We start from the raw sequence: 13,258 nt of genomic DNA on the forward strand, positions 1-13,258 counted from the left end.
GTTTTCGCTGCTTATGCCAAATAAAGCTGCTGATCACGCGATCAAAGTTATAACGATAGGCAATATTTGCATTTCCCCTGATCCTGCCAAGTTTCTAGGATGCGCCCTCATTGGCCGGGTGTTCCGGCTGCCGGGATCAGGAGCCCACCATGTCGCTGTCCACCGTTGCCCGTCGCGGCCTTTTTGCCGCGTTGCTCGCCACCACCGGCCTGGCCGCCAGCGGCCTTGCCCAGGCCGATGCCACCCTGGACAAGATCCAGCAGCGCCACAAGCTGGCGGTGGGTGTGGTGCTTTCCGGTGGCCCCTTCGGGGCCATCGACCCGAATACCCGCGAGCCAATCGGTTTCAGCGTCGACCTGGCTCGCGACCTGGCACGCCAGTTGGGCGTCGAGGTCGATCTGGTCGCCGTACAGCCGGCCAACCGCGTGCAGTTCCTGCAACAGGGCAAGGTCGATCTGCTGATCGCCAACATGGAATGGACACCTGAGCGCGACAAGCTGCTGGGCCACGTGCCCACGCCGTTCTACCGGGTCGGCGGCACCGCCGCGCTGGCCAAGGACAGCCCGGTCAAGACCTGGGCCGACCTCAAGGGCCAGCCGGTGTGCACCTCCCAGGGCAGCAGCTACACCCAGGCGCTGATCGACCTGGGCGCCGACCTCAAGGCCTTCAAGACCTCCGCCGAATCCCTGCTGGCCCTGCGCGGCAACAACTGCGTGGCCGCGGTGCATGACGCCACGCTGATCAATCCGCTGTTGGCCAAGGGGGGAGAGTGGAGCGGCTATCGTGCCCTGGCCCCGGAACTGAACCCCGCGCCCTCGGTGATCTGGACCCGCCTGGGCGAAACCGATACCCAGCAGCGCCTGGACCCCTTCGTCAAGCAGTGGCACCGCAGTGGCTGGCTGATCGAGCGTGAGCAGGCCAACCACATCACCCCGGCCTCGCCGGCGCTGGTGGAATTGCGTGCCAAGCTGCAGGGCGAAGGCGCCTGATGAGCGACAGCCTGCACTGGCTGGTGGGGCAGCTTGCCCATCTCGGCCTGAACTACGCGTTCCTGCTCGACGCCTATGCCAGCGGCAAGCTGCTCGGCGGTGCGTTGACCACCCTCGGTCTGTGCCTGTTCAGCATCGTCGGCAGCCTGCTGGTGGGGGTGTTGTTGGCTGCTGCGGTCACGTCCGGGCAGCGCTGGCTGGCCTGGCCGGCGCGGGCCTTCATCGAGGTGACGCGTAACACGCCGACCCTGGTGCAGCTGTATTGCGCTTTCCTGGTGCTGAACATGCTGATCAACCAGAGCCTGGGCAGTGCCAACCCCATGACCCCGTTCGCCTGGGTGGTGCTGGTGATCTCCCTGCACAAGGGCGCCTTTCACGCCGAAGCCCTGCGCGCCGGGATCGAAGCCGTGCCGGCGGTGACGCTCGAAGCGGCCAGCTCGCTGGCCTTCAGCCGTCGCCAGCAACTGCTGCAGGTGCAACTGCCGCTGGCCGTGCGTTTCGCCTTGCCGGCGCTGGTCAACAACTTGATCGACCTGGTGAAGATGACCGCGGTGGCCTCGGCCATCGCCGTCAACGACATTACCTATGCGTCGATCATGATCTGGACCCAGGGCGACAACGTCATCGAGTTGATGCTGCTGATCCTGGCCTTTTTCGGACTGCTCAGCTTTGCAGTCAACTGTATCGGTCGCGCCCTGGAAGCGCGCCTGAGGATGCCGGGTTATGGCCATTGAGCATTTCGCCACGCTCTGGCAGTGGTCGCCCACCCTGGGGTCAGGCCTGCTGCAGAATATCCAGATCAGCGTCGGCGCCATTGGCCTGGGCACGCTGCTGGGGCTGCTGGTGGGGATCCTGCTGCTGTCGCCGCTGCGCCCCCTGCGCGGCGTGGCGCGGTTGTGGGTGCAGGTGTTTCGCAATGCACCCTGGTTGGTGCTGATCTACTTTACCTCCTATGTATTCCCGTTCGATGTGCAGATCGCCGGTGCCTGGGTGGCCTTTCCCGACTGGCTCAAGGTCACCGTGGGCCTTGCACTGCCAGCCAGCGCCAACGTAGCCGAGATCTTCCGCGGCGCGGTCGCTTCGATTCCGGCCACTCAGTGGGAGGCCGCGCGTTCGCTGGCCTTCAGCCGTGGCCAGATTTTCTCCTCGATCATTCTGCCGCAGTGCCTGCGGCGCATGTTGCCGCCGTGGATGAACCTGTACGCGGTGGTGACCATGGGCACCGCGCTGGCTTCGCTGGTGGGCGTGCACGACCTGATCGACAGTGCGCAGATCGCTGCCAACACCGTCAACCGCAGCGGTTTCACGGTGCTGGTGTATTTCAGTGTGCTGGCGCTGTTCTTCTTCTACTGCTACCCGATTGCCCGCCTGACCCAACGCCTGGAGCGTCGCTATGCCTTCTGAACCTTTGATCCAGCTTCGCGATGTGCACCTGGCCTTTGGCGACAATCCGGTGCTGCGCGGTATCGACCTGGACGTGCAGGCCGGGCAGGCGGTGTCGATCATCGGCCCGTCCGGCTCAGGCAAATCGACCATCCTGCGCTGCATGACCGGGCTGTTGCGCCCGCAGCACGGCAACATCCGCATAGGGGATACCGCGGTGGAGCAGTTGCAGGGCGAAGCCGGGCTGATCGCCCTGCGCAAGCAGGTCGGTTTCGTCTTTCAGCAGTACAACCTGTTTCCCCACCTGAGTGTGCTCGACAACCTGCTGATCGCCCCGACCAAGGTGCTCGGCCGCCCGCGCCAGGCTGTGCGCGACGAGGCCCTGGCGCTGCTCGACAAGGTTCGCCTGGGGCACAAGGCCACGGCGTTCCCGGGTGAGCTCTCCGGTGGCCAGCAGCAGCGCGTGGCGATTGCCCGCGCCCTGGCCATGCGGCCCAAGCTGATCCTGTTCGATGAAGTGACCTCGGCGCTCGACCCAGAGATGGTCGGCGAGGTGCTGGCGGTGATCCGCGAGTTGACCGAGGAGGGCATGACCTGCGTGCTGGTCACCCATGAGATGCGCTTTGCCGAAGAGATCAGCGACCAGGTGTACTTCACCGAGCATGGCCGCATCGTCGAGCACGGCAGCGCCGAGCAGGTGTTCCGTGCCCCGACCCATGCGCGCACCCAGGCCTTCCTCCAGCACGCGCTGGGCGAGGGCAGCCAGCGCCCGAGCCGCCCGGCGCCCGATGTATTGACCAACCTGGGGCGCTACAGCCTCAGCGTGTGATTTCAGCCTCCAGCCAAGAGAGACCGACCATGTCCCGTGATTCCGTGATCCAGCCGTTCCTTGCGCAAGTGCGTGCCATCCATGCGCGCGGCGTCGACCGTGCAGCCCTGCAGCAGATCGTCAAGCTGCTCGAGCGCCTGGCCGAGCGCCGCGAATTGTTCAACTTCGAGCGTTTTCCGGCCCCGGATGCCGCCACCGGCGAAACCCAGTTTCGCTATCGCCTGAATGACGACGGCGAGTCGCCGACCCTGTACGTCAATTCGCTGTTGCCAGGCAAGGCGACCCTGCCGCACAACCACGAGACCTGGGCGATCATCGTCGCCGTCGAGGGCCAAGAGCTCAACCGCGTGTACCGCCGCGAAGACGACGGCAGCGATCCGGCCCGTGCCACCCTGGCGCTGGAGCGCGAGATCGTGGTGCAGCCGGGAACCTCGGTGGCCTTCCTTGGCGAGGACCTGCATGGCATCCGCGTCGAGGGCGACAGCCCGACGCTGCACTTCCACCTCTATGGCCGCCCGCTGGAGTCTCTGGAGCACCGCTACGGCGTCAAGGATGACGGTAGCGTGGTGAACTACAACAAATCACAGATGGCGCCTTCGATCGAGGCTTACGGGCTTTGAGATCGGTGTCGCGCTTTTCGCGGGCAAGCCCGCTCCTACATCTAAGGCACCTGTAGGAGCGGGCTTGCCCGCGAAAGGAACGACACGATCTCCCAGCGCTGCCCCCCACCAACGACCACGGACTGCGTCCCATGATCCCCAGCATCACCCCCGAGCTTCTGCACACCTGGCTGTTCGACGGCCAGGAAATTGCCCTGTTCGACCTGCGCGAGCACGGTCAATACGGCGAGGCCCACCTGTTCTACGCCGTCAATCTGCCCTACAGCCGCCTTGAGCTCGAAGCGCCGCGCCTGGCGCCCAATCCTGCGGTGCGTGTGGTGGTCTACGATGAGACCAGCGGTGCGTTGGCCCAACGCGGAGCCGAGCGTCTGCAAGCGTTGGGCTATACCGCCGTGCATTGCCTGGAGGGCGGCAGCCTGGGCTGGCAGCGCGCCGGTTTCGAGCTGTTCGCCGGTGTGCACCTGCCTTCGAAGGCCTTCGGCGAGCTGGTCGAGCATGCCTGCCACACCCCGCGCATCAGCGCCCAGGAGCTGGCTGAGTGGCAGCGCCAGGGCAAGCCGTTGGTGCTGCTCGATGGTCGCCCGCTGGAGGAGTTCGCCAAGATGAGCATCCCCGGCGCCACCTGCTGCCCGAATGGCGAGCTGGGCTATCGCCTGGAAGACCTGGTGAGCGACCCGCACACCCCGGTGGTGATCAACTGCGCCGGCCGCACCCGCAGCATCATCGGTGCGCAGACGCTGATCAACCTGGGCATAGACAACCCGGTCTATGCCTTGGAGAACGGCACCCAAGGCTGGTACCTGGTGGATCTGCCGCTGGATCACGGTAGCCAGCGTGGGTACTCCGAGCACAGCGGCGCCGCGCTGACCAGGCAACGTGCGCGGGCGCGGCAACTGGCCCAGCAGGCGGGGGTCGCCTGGGTGGATGCAGAGCAGGTCCGACAGTGGGCCGCCGACGCCGGGCGCAGCCTGTTTCTCTGCGACGTGCGCACCCCCGAAGAGTTCGCCGCCGGCAGCCTGCCGGGCGCACAGCATTGCCCTGGTGGCCAGCTGATCCAGGGCACCGACCTGTATATCGGTGTGCGCAAGGCCCGTGTGGTGCTGTTCGACACGGATGGCGTGCGCGCGCCAGTGGTCGCCAGTTGGCTGCGCCAGATGGGCCACGAGGCCCATGTGCTCGAAGGGGGCCTGGACAGCGGCCTGGCTCTGGACGTGGCTGCACCATTGCCGGTGACCCTCGCCGAAGCCCGCGTCGATGAGCTTGCAGACGCGTTGCTGATCGACCTGCGCTCCAGCACCGCCTACCGCAAGCGCCACCTGCAAGGCGCCCGGTGGTCGATCCGTCCGCAGCTGGCGCAGCAGGTGGGCGGGGCTGGGCAGCGCCTGGTGTTCATCGCCGACGATCCGCGCGTGGCGCAGTTGGCGCTCGCCGAGCTGACACCTGCTCAGCAACAGGCCGCACGCCTGTTCCCCCGTGCATCGCTGAACGACTGGCCGCAGGTGGAGAATGACCTGTCGTTGCCGGATGCAGCCTGTATCGACTTCCTGTTCTTCGTCCATGACCGGCACAGCGGCAACAAGGACGCGGCTCGACAGTACCTGGCCTGGGAAACCGGCCTGATCGCCCAGATGAACGAGGCCGAAACCGCAAGCTTCAGTCCGTTGACCCCTGTCGACCCGGTGGCCACGCGCCTGGTGCACGGTGGTCGGGGCGAGCCGGGTACAGGTGCGCATGGGGTCAATCCGCCTGTGAGCCGCCTGAGCACGGTGCTGTTCGACAGCGTCGCCGACATGCGCCAGGCCCGCAGCCGCCGCGACCAGGAGCGTGTGCTCAGCTACGGAGCCCGTGGCAACCCCACGGCCTTTGCCCTGGAAGACCTGGTCAGCGAGCTGGAAGGGGGGTATCGCACCCGCCTGTACGCCACCGGCCTGCAGGCAATCGCCCAGACGTTCCTGGCCTACTTGCGTCCGGGAGATCATCTGCTGATCAGCGATGGTGTCTACGATCCGGTGCGGCGCCTGGCGCGTGAGCTGCTCGAACCCTTCGGCGTGCAGGTGCAGTACTTCGCTGCCGACGGCCGTGACCTGGAGCAGGTGCTGCGCGCCGAAACACGCATGGTCTACAGCGAAAGCCCCAGCTCGTTGCTCTACGAGCTCAACGACCTGCCGGCCATGGCTGCCCTGTGCAAGGCCCGCGGCGTGCTGTTGGCCGTCGATAACACCTGGGGCTCGGGCTACCTGCACCGGCCGCTGACCTTGGGCGCTGACATTTCGGTCATGGCCCTGACCAAGTACCTGGGCGGACACAGCGACGTGATGATGGGCAGTGTCTGTACCACCCGCGAAGCCTTTGCCGCGCTCTCGCGCATGAGCGACAACTGCGGCTGCACCGTAAGCCCCGACGATGCCTGGCTGGTGTTGCGTGGTGCGCGTAGCCTGGCCAGCCGCATGGCTGTGCACGAGCGTCAGGGGTTGGACATCGCGCGCTGGTTGCAGCAGCGCGAGGAGGTGGAACAGGTGTTCCATCCAGCCTTGCCGGAGCACCCTGGGCACGCCTTGTGGCAGCGCGATTTCAGCGGTAGCAATGGCTTGCTCAGTTTCACCCTGGCGAACCCATCGCTGGCGAGCGCCGAGTCCTTTGTCAATGGCCTGCGCCTGTTCGGGATCGGTGCATCCTGGGGCGGCTACGAAAGCCTGGTGACCTTGGCCGGGACCCGCGAGCGCCAGTGTGCGCCAACCCTGGTCGGGCCCCTGGTGCGCCTGCACGTGGGGCTGGAGGACGTGCGTTCGTTGCAACGCGATCTGGACCAGGCCCTGCGGCGGGCGCGTTGAGTCAGAGCATCGGCGGTCCCTCACGCCGGCGCTGCGCCCACAGGCATGCCGCAGCACACAATCCGCCGCCGCACGCGGCGGTGACCATCAGCGCGATGAACATGCTGCCGGGCATGCCTGTCCCCAGCAGGTAGCCGCACAGTACCGGGCTCAGTGCGCCGCCGACTGCCGCCAGGTTCTGGAATCCGTAGTAGCTGCCCTTGAGGTGTTCAGGGGCAATGCTGTCGATGAACAGGAACTCGCTGGGCAACAGGATCATTTCGCCGAGGGTGAAGACGAACATTGCCAGACACCAACTGATCAGATTGTCGGCATACAGGAACCCCGCCAGCCCGCCGATGAACAGCACCGCACCGATGCTCATCCAGCGCCCCAGGTTGTCGCGGCTGAGCAGCCGGCCGAACTGAAATTGCAGGACGATCACCACCAGGGCGTTGCAGGCCAGCAGCGCCGAGAGGGTGGTCATGGCCTGCGCCGGTGGGTACTTCACCAGCAGGTACTGCGACAGGTAGATGGTGAAGCGTCCGTGCACCAGGGCGTTGAGCAAGCTGCCCGCGGTGAACAGCAGCAGGATGTGGTCGCTGCGCACCGCCGCCAGTACGGCCATGAAGCGCGTTGGCGGCTGCGTGGTAAGGGTGGTGTTCGCCGTGCTGGCGGGCACCGCGCTCATCACCCACAGGCTCAGCAGGGCCACCGCGCTGGCGGTCCAGAAGGGCGCCAGCGGGTGCAGCCCGACCAGCACCACGCCGAGCATGGGGCCGGTGGCGTAGCCGATGTTGGTGAGGGTGTAGCGCAAGGAGAAGGCCTTGGCGCGCTGCTCGATCGCCAGGTATTCGCCGAGCATGGCCTTGGAACCAATGACGAACAGTGCCGAGGCCGACTCGGTCAGCACCAGGGTCAGCGCGGCCTGCCAGGCGTCCTGGGCGAAGGTCAGCAGCAGGAAGCCGATCGCGGTCGAAAGCATCGCCAGGCCCAGCAGGCGACGCTTGTCGAAGCGGTCGATCACGTAGCCGCCGTAGAGGCCGAACACGGTGCCCGACAGTGCGGCGACACTGATCAGCAGCCCCACGTCATGCTGGGCCATGCCCAGTTGTGTGGTGAGGAACAACGCCAACAGGGGGCTGGTGAGCGAGCGGCTGATCACCAGGGTCAGCGAGCTCAGCATCAGGCGGCGGATGACGGGGGAGTAGGTGGCCACAGTCCATTCTCGGGCATTGGGAAATGTCGGTATGGGCCTTTTCGCGGGTTCACCCGCGAAAAGTACGCCGCAATTTCAACCTGTCGAATCACTTCCCGCCGTTGATGGTGATCGGGTTCAGCTCGCCATCGGCTGCGCCCCATTTCTCCAGGATCTTGCGGTAGCTGCCATCGTCGACCATCGCCTGCAGTTCGCTGCGGATCGCAGCCGACAGCGCAGCGTTATCCTTGGCCACGCCCAGCCCGGTGAGCTGGGTGGTCAGCGGGGTACCCAGAATCTTGAAGGTGCCTTTCTCCAGGTCCTGGATATAAGGCAACGTTTCGCTGCCTTGCACGGCGGCATCAAGGCGCCCTTGGCGCAGTTGCGCGCGCGCATCGGCACTGCCTTCGGAACCGAGCACGATCACTGCCGGCTTGCCATTGGCTTCGCAGTTGGCCTTGCTCCAGGTGGCGACATCGTTGGGCCAGGTAGTGCGGCGGCTGGTGCCGACTTTCTTGCCGCACAGGTCGGTCATCTCGTTGATCTCGCCGCGGCTTTGCAGGGTGTAGAACTGCGGGCCGCTGGTGAAGTAGTCGACGAAGGTCACCACCTGCTGGCGTTCCTTGGTGTCGGTCATGCCCGAAAGGATGATGTCGACGCGCTTGGTGACCAGGGCGCTGATCATCTGCTCGAAGGCGGTCTCCTGCCACTTGATCTTCACCCCCAGGCGTGCGGCCAGGGCGTTGCCCAGGTCGACATCGACGCCGGTCAGCTGGTTGGTGGCCGGGTCCTTGAAGTCCATCGGTGGGTAGTTGGGGACGATTGCGGCGACGATTTCGCCCTTGGCCTTGATCGAGGCCGGAAGTTCCACGGCGGCCTGGGCGTTGAAGGCCAGGGCGGTCAGTACGCTGCACGCAAGAAGGGTTTTTTTCATGCCTAGGGTTCTCTTTATGGTTGTGGGCGGCAGTCAGGTACGAACCGCGGAAATGAAGTTCTGGGTCCGCGGGTTCTGGGGGGCCAGGAGCACCTCTTCGGGGCTTCCTGCTTCTACGATCTGTCCGGCGTCCATGAACACCACTCGGTTGGACACCTCGCGGGCAAAGCCCAGCTCGTGGGTGACCACGACCATGGTCATGCCGGACTTGGCCAGGTCACGCATGACCGACAGCACCTCGCCGACCAGCTCGGGGTCCAGCGCGGAGGTGGGTTCGTCGAACAGCATCAGTTTCGGGCGCATGGCCAGGGCGCGGGCGATGGCGACACGCTGCTGCTGACCACCGGAAAGCTGGATGGGGTAGTGGTCGCGCTTGTCGCTCAGGCCGACCCGGGCCAGCAGTTCGAGGGCATCCTCGGTGGCTTCCTTGGGCGAGCGGCGCAGCACCTGGCAGGGCCCTTCGATGATGTTCTGCAGCACGGTCAGGTGGGGGAACAGGTTGAAACGCTGGAACACCATGCCGGTGGCCAGGCGCTGGCGGGCGATCTGCGATTCGGTCAGTTCGTGCAGCTTGTGGCCGGCCATGCGGTAGCCGACCAGCTCGCCGTCGACCCACAGACCGCCGCCATCGACCTTTTCCAGCTGGTTGATGCAGCGCAGGAAGGTGCTCTTGCCGGAGCCCGAGGGGCCGATCACGCAGAGCACTTCGCCTTGCTCGATCTCCAGGTTGATGTCGTTCAGCGCGTGGTAGTCGCCGTAGTATTTCTGCAGGCCAACGGCCTTGACGATGCTTCTCATGGGCATGTTCTCTCTAGGACCGATCAGGAGCGCTTGCCGGCGCCCTTGGCGAAGTAACGTTCCAGGCGGCTCTGGCCGAACGACAGCAGGGTCACCACTGCCAGGTACCAGATGCCGGCAACGATCAGCAGCTCCATCACCCGCGCGTTGGCGTAGTAGATGTTCTGCGCGTTGTGCAGCAGCTCCGAATACTGGATGACGCTGGCCAGGCTGGTCATCTTGACCATGCCGATGAACTCGTTGCCCACCGGAGGGATGATGATGCGCATGGCCTGGGGCAGGATGATCCGGCGCAGCGCCTGCAGGCGCGGCATGCCGATCGACTTGGCCGCTTCGTACTGGCCCGTGTCCACCGACAGCAAGCCGGCACGCACCACCTCGGCGGTGTAGGCGCCCTGGTTGATGCTCAGGCCCAGCAGCGCGGCGACGAAGGGGGTCATCAGCGTCACGGTGTCGAACTGGAACAGGCCAGGAATGCCGATGGTGGGGAAGATCAGCGCCAGGTTGAACCACAGCAGCAGTTGCAGGATCAGCGGCGTACCCCGGAACAGCCAGGTGTAGGCCAGCGCCACGTACTGCAGGATCGGGTTCTGCGACATGCGCATCACTGCGGTGATGACGCCGAAGACGATGCCCAAGGCCATGGCGATCACCGACATGACGATGGTATTGCCCAGGCCCCAGAGGATCGCCTCGGAGGTCAGGAACTGGCCGACGAAGGCCCATTCGATCTTGCCGTTGGCAAAGGCATTGGCCAGCCCCAGCAACAGCACGACGATCAGCGTGGCGAAGAACATGCGCCCGTAGTAACGGCGCGGGACATGTTCGTAGCGGCTGATGTCGAACTCGTTTTCCTGTTGCCTGCGCTCATCGGCGAGGCGTTTGGCGTGTATCTGACTCATGGTGTGGCTCCGCAGTCGGCGCAGGGCGCCTGGGCGTGTCGATCGGTGGCGGGCAGCGGGTCCTTGCGAAACCGCTGCCCACAGGTCTTCAGGTGCGCGGCCCTTGGTAATGGGCAGCCCAGGCCTGTTGTGCTTCAAGGGCGACTTTCAGGCGCGCGATCTGCTCGCGCACGCGTTGTGGCGCAGTACCGCCGTGGCCGCTGCGCATGGCGATGGCCGCTTCCAGGGTGAGGCTCTCGCGCACCTCGGGTGTCAGGCGCGGGTCGATGTCGGCGAGCATCGCAGGGCTCGCCTGCCACAGCTCGATGTCCTGCGCCTCACAGGCGCGCACCAAGGCTCCGGTGATCTCGTGGGCCTCCTTGAACGGTACGCCGCGCATGGCCAGCCAGTCGGCGACCTCGGTGGCCAGGGTGAAGCCCAGCGGCGCCTGGCGGCGCAGTTCGTCCACGCGCACCTGCATGGTCCGCACCATGCCGGCCATGGCGGGGAGCACCAGGCCTAGCGTGTCGAGCGTGTCCATCACCTCGCTCTTGTCCTCGGCCAGGTCGCGGTTGTACGACAGCGGCAGGGCCTTGAGGGTGGACAGCAGGCCGGTCAGGTTGCCGATCAGGCGCCCGGCCTTGCCACGGGTGAGCTCGGCGATGTCCGGGTTCTTCTTCTGCGGCATGATCGAACTGCCGGTGGCATAGGCATCGTCCAGCTCGACCCAGCGGAACTGGCGCGACGACCACAGGCAGAATTCCTCGGACAGGCGCGACAGGTTGATGCCGAGCATGCTGGCGATGAACAGGAACTCGGCGACATGGTCGCGGCTGGCCACGGCGTCGATGGAGTTCTCGCACGGGCCGCTGTAGCCCATTTCCAGCGCTGACTGCTGTGGTTGGCGGGCGATGGCCGAACCGGCCATCGCCGCAGCGCCCAGGGGTGACAGGGCCGTGCGCGTATCCCAGTCGACCAGGCGTTGCACGTCGCGCAGCATCGCTTGCGCATGGGCCAGCAACTGATGGGCGAAGCTGATCGGTTGCGCCTGTTGCAGGTGGGTGAAGCCTGGGCACAGTGTGTCGACGTGCTGTTCGGCCTGGCTCACCAGGGCGTCCTGCAGGGCCAGCACCTGTTCGGCGAGCTTGCGTGCGTGATCGCGCAGGAACAGACGCAGGTCGTTGGCCGCCTGGTCATTGCGCGAGCGCCCGGCGCGCAGTTTGCCGCCCAGCGCGCCGAGACGCTCGGTCAGCACGCGCTCGAGGAACGTATGCACGTCCTCGTCGTCCTCGATCGGCTGCACGCGGCCGGCACGAAAGTCGGCATCGAGGGTGTCGATGGCGGCCAGCATGCGCGCGGTCTCGTCGCTGTCCAGCAGGCCTGCGCGCTGCAGCTCACGGGCATGTGCACGGGAGCCTGCGAGGTCGTAGGGCGCCATCTGGAAGTAGCGTTGTGGCGAGCGCGACAGGGCGGCGAGGGCGGCTGCCGGGCCTGAGGCGAAGCGGGCGCCCCAGAGGCGGTCGGTGGGCTGAGTCATTGTTGTCGTTCCTCGAAGGAGAATCTTGTGTCAGCAGGTTCGGGACGTCATGACGCCTGCTAAGGCAGGTTTCACATAGGCTGGGGCAGGGTATAAAAATGAATTAAATCAATCGCTTGCGACTGAAATAGAAAGTTTGGAGAGTCTTGCAATATGCCGTTGCATAGGGTCATGATGGCGAGATCGGCTGATTTCTTGTTGTGCTATCCAGCCTGTTGAAAGCCGAGCGCGAGGTAAATACTTACAATGGAAACCTCACTTTCCACTGCGGGAAACCTGCCGGAAAAAACCCGGATTCGTGCGCCACTGGCCTTGAGTGGCCAGGACTTCAAATTGCTCAAGGTGTTCAAGGCAGTGGTCGAGGCAGGAGGCTTCAGCGCCGCGCAGAACGAATTGAACGTGGGCCTGGCAGCCATCAGCAAGCAGATTTCCGATCTGGAAATCCGTATCGGCATGCGTTTGTGCAGCCGCGGGCGGGAAGGCTTCAGCCTGACCGAAGAGGGGCAGGTGGTGTACCAGGCCTCGATCGAGCTGTTCAACTCGGTCGACAACTTTCGCGACCGCATCAGCAGTGCCCAGAATGAGCTGATCGGCGAACTGGGCGTGGGCGCCATCGACAACACCCTGTCCGACCGAAGCTCGCCCCTGATCGCCGCGATCCGGCAAATTTCCAGCGATCATTCGAAGGTGCGTGTACGCCTGAACGTGGCGCAACTGGACGAGGTGGAGCGCGGCGTCATCGAGGGTCGGTTCATTGCCGGCATTGTCCCGCTGTACCAGCGCCGGGAAGAGTTCGACTATTTCGAGATGTACCAGGAAGCCTCGGCGCTGTATTGCGGCGAAGGCCATCCATTGTTCGCCCGAAGCGATGCCGACATCCCCCTCGACAGCCTGCGCGAACACAACTTCGTCCACCACCGCTATGCCATGCACACGGCCAAATGGCAGTTCTTCGAGCAGGAGAACAACCAGACGTCGGCCACCCAGGTCGAGGCGGTGGCGATGCTGCTGCTCACCGGCAACTTCATCGGTTTTCTGCCGTGCCACTATGCACAATCGCTGGTCAGCCAGGGCCGCCTGCGTGTGATCCATGCCGAGGTGGTGCGTTTTCACACACCGTTCTGCCTGATCCTGCGCCACAACACCCCACGCAGCCCACTGGTGAAAACCTTCGCCCAGGCCATGGGGGTAAACCTGCGTTTGTCCGGGACTTGAGAAATAGCTACCACGTGCGTCCCTGCACTCGCTGGCTTCATGCGCGTTTTCAATGCCATGGAGC

General features: G+C 65.0%; 12 protein-coding genes. 7 read left to right on the forward strand and 5 right to left on the reverse strand.

The window, feature by feature from the left end; genetic code table 11:
• Positions 1–149 precede the first annotated feature (149 nt).
• The 6 genes from AC2CGW_RS06070 (at position 150) to metC (ending at position 6,652) form a co-directional block, all read left to right on the forward strand.
• A complete protein-coding gene (locus tag AC2CGW_RS06070) occupies positions 150–989 on the forward strand; it encodes a transporter substrate-binding domain-containing protein (protein WP_186707807.1) in 840 nt (279 codons plus the stop codon).
• Positions 989–1,723, forward strand: coding sequence for an amino acid ABC transporter permease (locus tag AC2CGW_RS06075; protein WP_288375031.1), 735 nt, complete (start codon positions 989–991; stop codon positions 1,721–1,723). The genes AC2CGW_RS06070 and AC2CGW_RS06075 overlap by 1 nt, the downstream gene beginning before the upstream one ends.
• Positions 1,713–2,393 carry an amino acid ABC transporter permease gene (locus tag AC2CGW_RS06080; protein ID WP_288375029.1) on the forward strand — a complete coding sequence of 227 codons (681 nt, stop codon included), beginning with the start codon at positions 1,713–1,715 and terminating at the stop codon, positions 2,391–2,393. Before AC2CGW_RS06075 ends, AC2CGW_RS06080 begins: the two co-directional genes overlap by 11 nt.
• Complete coding sequence (locus AC2CGW_RS06085) at positions 2,383–3,201, forward strand: amino acid ABC transporter ATP-binding protein (RefSeq protein WP_186720575.1); 819 nt, start codon at positions 2,383–2,385, stop codon at positions 3,199–3,201. The genes AC2CGW_RS06080 and AC2CGW_RS06085 overlap by 11 nt, the downstream gene beginning before the upstream one ends.
• A 29-nt stretch (positions 3,202–3,230) precedes the next feature.
• Positions 3,231–3,821: a cysteine dioxygenase family protein gene (locus AC2CGW_RS06090; protein ID WP_186720573.1), complete on the forward strand. Its 591-nt coding sequence runs from the start codon at positions 3,231–3,233 to the stop codon at positions 3,819–3,821.
• 131 nt (positions 3,822–3,952) lie between these two features.
• The gene (metC, locus tag AC2CGW_RS06095; protein ID WP_186720571.1) at positions 3,953–6,652 is read left to right on the forward strand and encodes a cystathionine beta-lyase; all 2,700 of its coding nucleotides are present in this window, start codon (positions 3,953–3,955) and stop codon (positions 6,650–6,652) included.
• A 1-nt stretch (position 6,653) separates the two neighbouring features.
• Here the strand turns inward: metC and AC2CGW_RS06100 are convergent, their stop codons facing one another.
• The 5 genes from AC2CGW_RS06100 to argH all read right to left on the reverse strand — a co-directional run bounded on the left by AC2CGW_RS06100 (position 6,654) and on the right by argH (position 11,979).
• Complete coding sequence (locus AC2CGW_RS06100) at positions 6,654–7,850, reverse strand: MFS transporter (RefSeq protein WP_288375025.1); 1,197 nt, start codon at positions 7,848–7,850, stop codon at positions 6,654–6,656.
• Between the two features lie 88 nt (positions 7,851–7,938).
• Positions 7,939–8,763 carry an ABC transporter substrate-binding protein gene (locus AC2CGW_RS06105; RefSeq protein WP_186707796.1) on the reverse strand — a complete coding sequence of 275 codons (825 nt, stop codon included), beginning with the start codon at positions 8,761–8,763 and terminating at the stop codon, positions 7,939–7,941.
• A 33-nt stretch (positions 8,764–8,796) separates the two neighbouring features.
• On the reverse strand, positions 8,797–9,561 hold the full coding sequence (locus AC2CGW_RS06110; RefSeq protein ID WP_186665400.1) for an amino acid ABC transporter ATP-binding protein: 765 nt from the start codon (positions 9,559–9,561) through the stop codon (positions 8,797–8,799).
• Positions 9,562–9,584: 23 nt separating this feature from the next.
• The gene (locus tag AC2CGW_RS06115) at positions 9,585–10,463 is read right to left on the reverse strand and encodes an amino acid ABC transporter permease (RefSeq protein ID WP_288375024.1); all 879 of its coding nucleotides are present in this window, start codon (positions 10,461–10,463) and stop codon (positions 9,585–9,587) included.
• 88 nt (positions 10,464–10,551) lie between these two features.
• On the reverse strand, positions 10,552–11,979 hold the full coding sequence (gene argH, locus AC2CGW_RS06120) for an argininosuccinate lyase (RefSeq protein ID WP_484573696.1): 1,428 nt from the start codon (positions 11,977–11,979) through the stop codon (positions 10,552–10,554).
• A gap of 246 nt (positions 11,980–12,225) precedes the next feature.
• Here argH and AC2CGW_RS06125 point away from each other — a divergent pair, with 246 nt between their 5' ends.
• Positions 12,226–13,194, forward strand: coding sequence for a LysR family transcriptional regulator (locus AC2CGW_RS06125; RefSeq protein ID WP_484573697.1), 969 nt, complete (start codon positions 12,226–12,228; stop codon positions 13,192–13,194).
• The last annotated feature ends 64 nt before the right edge of the window (positions 13,195–13,258 follow it).

Source organism: Pseudomonas sp. SYWMCR5 (assembly GCF_057197165.1).

Bases quoted from the DNA above. Each gene is read 5' to 3' on its own strand.
- AC2CGW_RS06070 (WP_186707807.1), top strand. From the start codon at position 150: ATGTCGCTGTCCACCGTTGCCCGTCGCGGCCTTTTTGCCGCGTTGCTC.
- AC2CGW_RS06075 (WP_288375031.1), top strand. From the start codon at position 989: ATGAGCGACAGCCTGCACTGGCTGGTGGGGCAGCTTGCCCATCTCGGC.
- AC2CGW_RS06080 (WP_288375029.1), top strand. From the start codon at position 1,713: ATGGCCATTGAGCATTTCGCCACGCTCTGGCAGTGGTCGCCCACCCTG.
- AC2CGW_RS06085 (WP_186720575.1), top strand. From the start codon at position 2,383: ATGCCTTCTGAACCTTTGATCCAGCTTCGCGATGTGCACCTGGCCTTT.
- AC2CGW_RS06090 (WP_186720573.1), top strand. From the start codon at position 3,231: ATGTCCCGTGATTCCGTGATCCAGCCGTTCCTTGCGCAAGTGCGTGCC.
- metC (WP_186720571.1), top strand. From the start codon at position 3,953: ATGATCCCCAGCATCACCCCCGAGCTTCTGCACACCTGGCTGTTCGAC.
- AC2CGW_RS06105 (WP_186707796.1), bottom strand. From the start codon at position 8,763: ATGAAAAAAACCCTTCTTGCGTGCAGCGTACTGACCGCCCTGGCCTTC.
- AC2CGW_RS06110 (WP_186665400.1), bottom strand. From the start codon at position 9,561: ATGAGAAGCATCGTCAAGGCCGTTGGCCTGCAGAAATACTACGGCGAC.
- AC2CGW_RS06115 (WP_288375024.1), bottom strand. From the start codon at position 10,463: ATGAGTCAGATACACGCCAAACGCCTCGCCGATGAGCGCAGGCAACAG.
- argH (WP_484573696.1), bottom strand. From the start codon at position 11,979: ATGACTCAGCCCACCGACCGCCTCTGGGGCGCCCGCTTCGCCTCAGGC.
- AC2CGW_RS06125 (WP_484573697.1), top strand. From the start codon at position 12,226: ATGGAAACCTCACTTTCCACTGCGGGAAACCTGCCGGAAAAAACCCGG.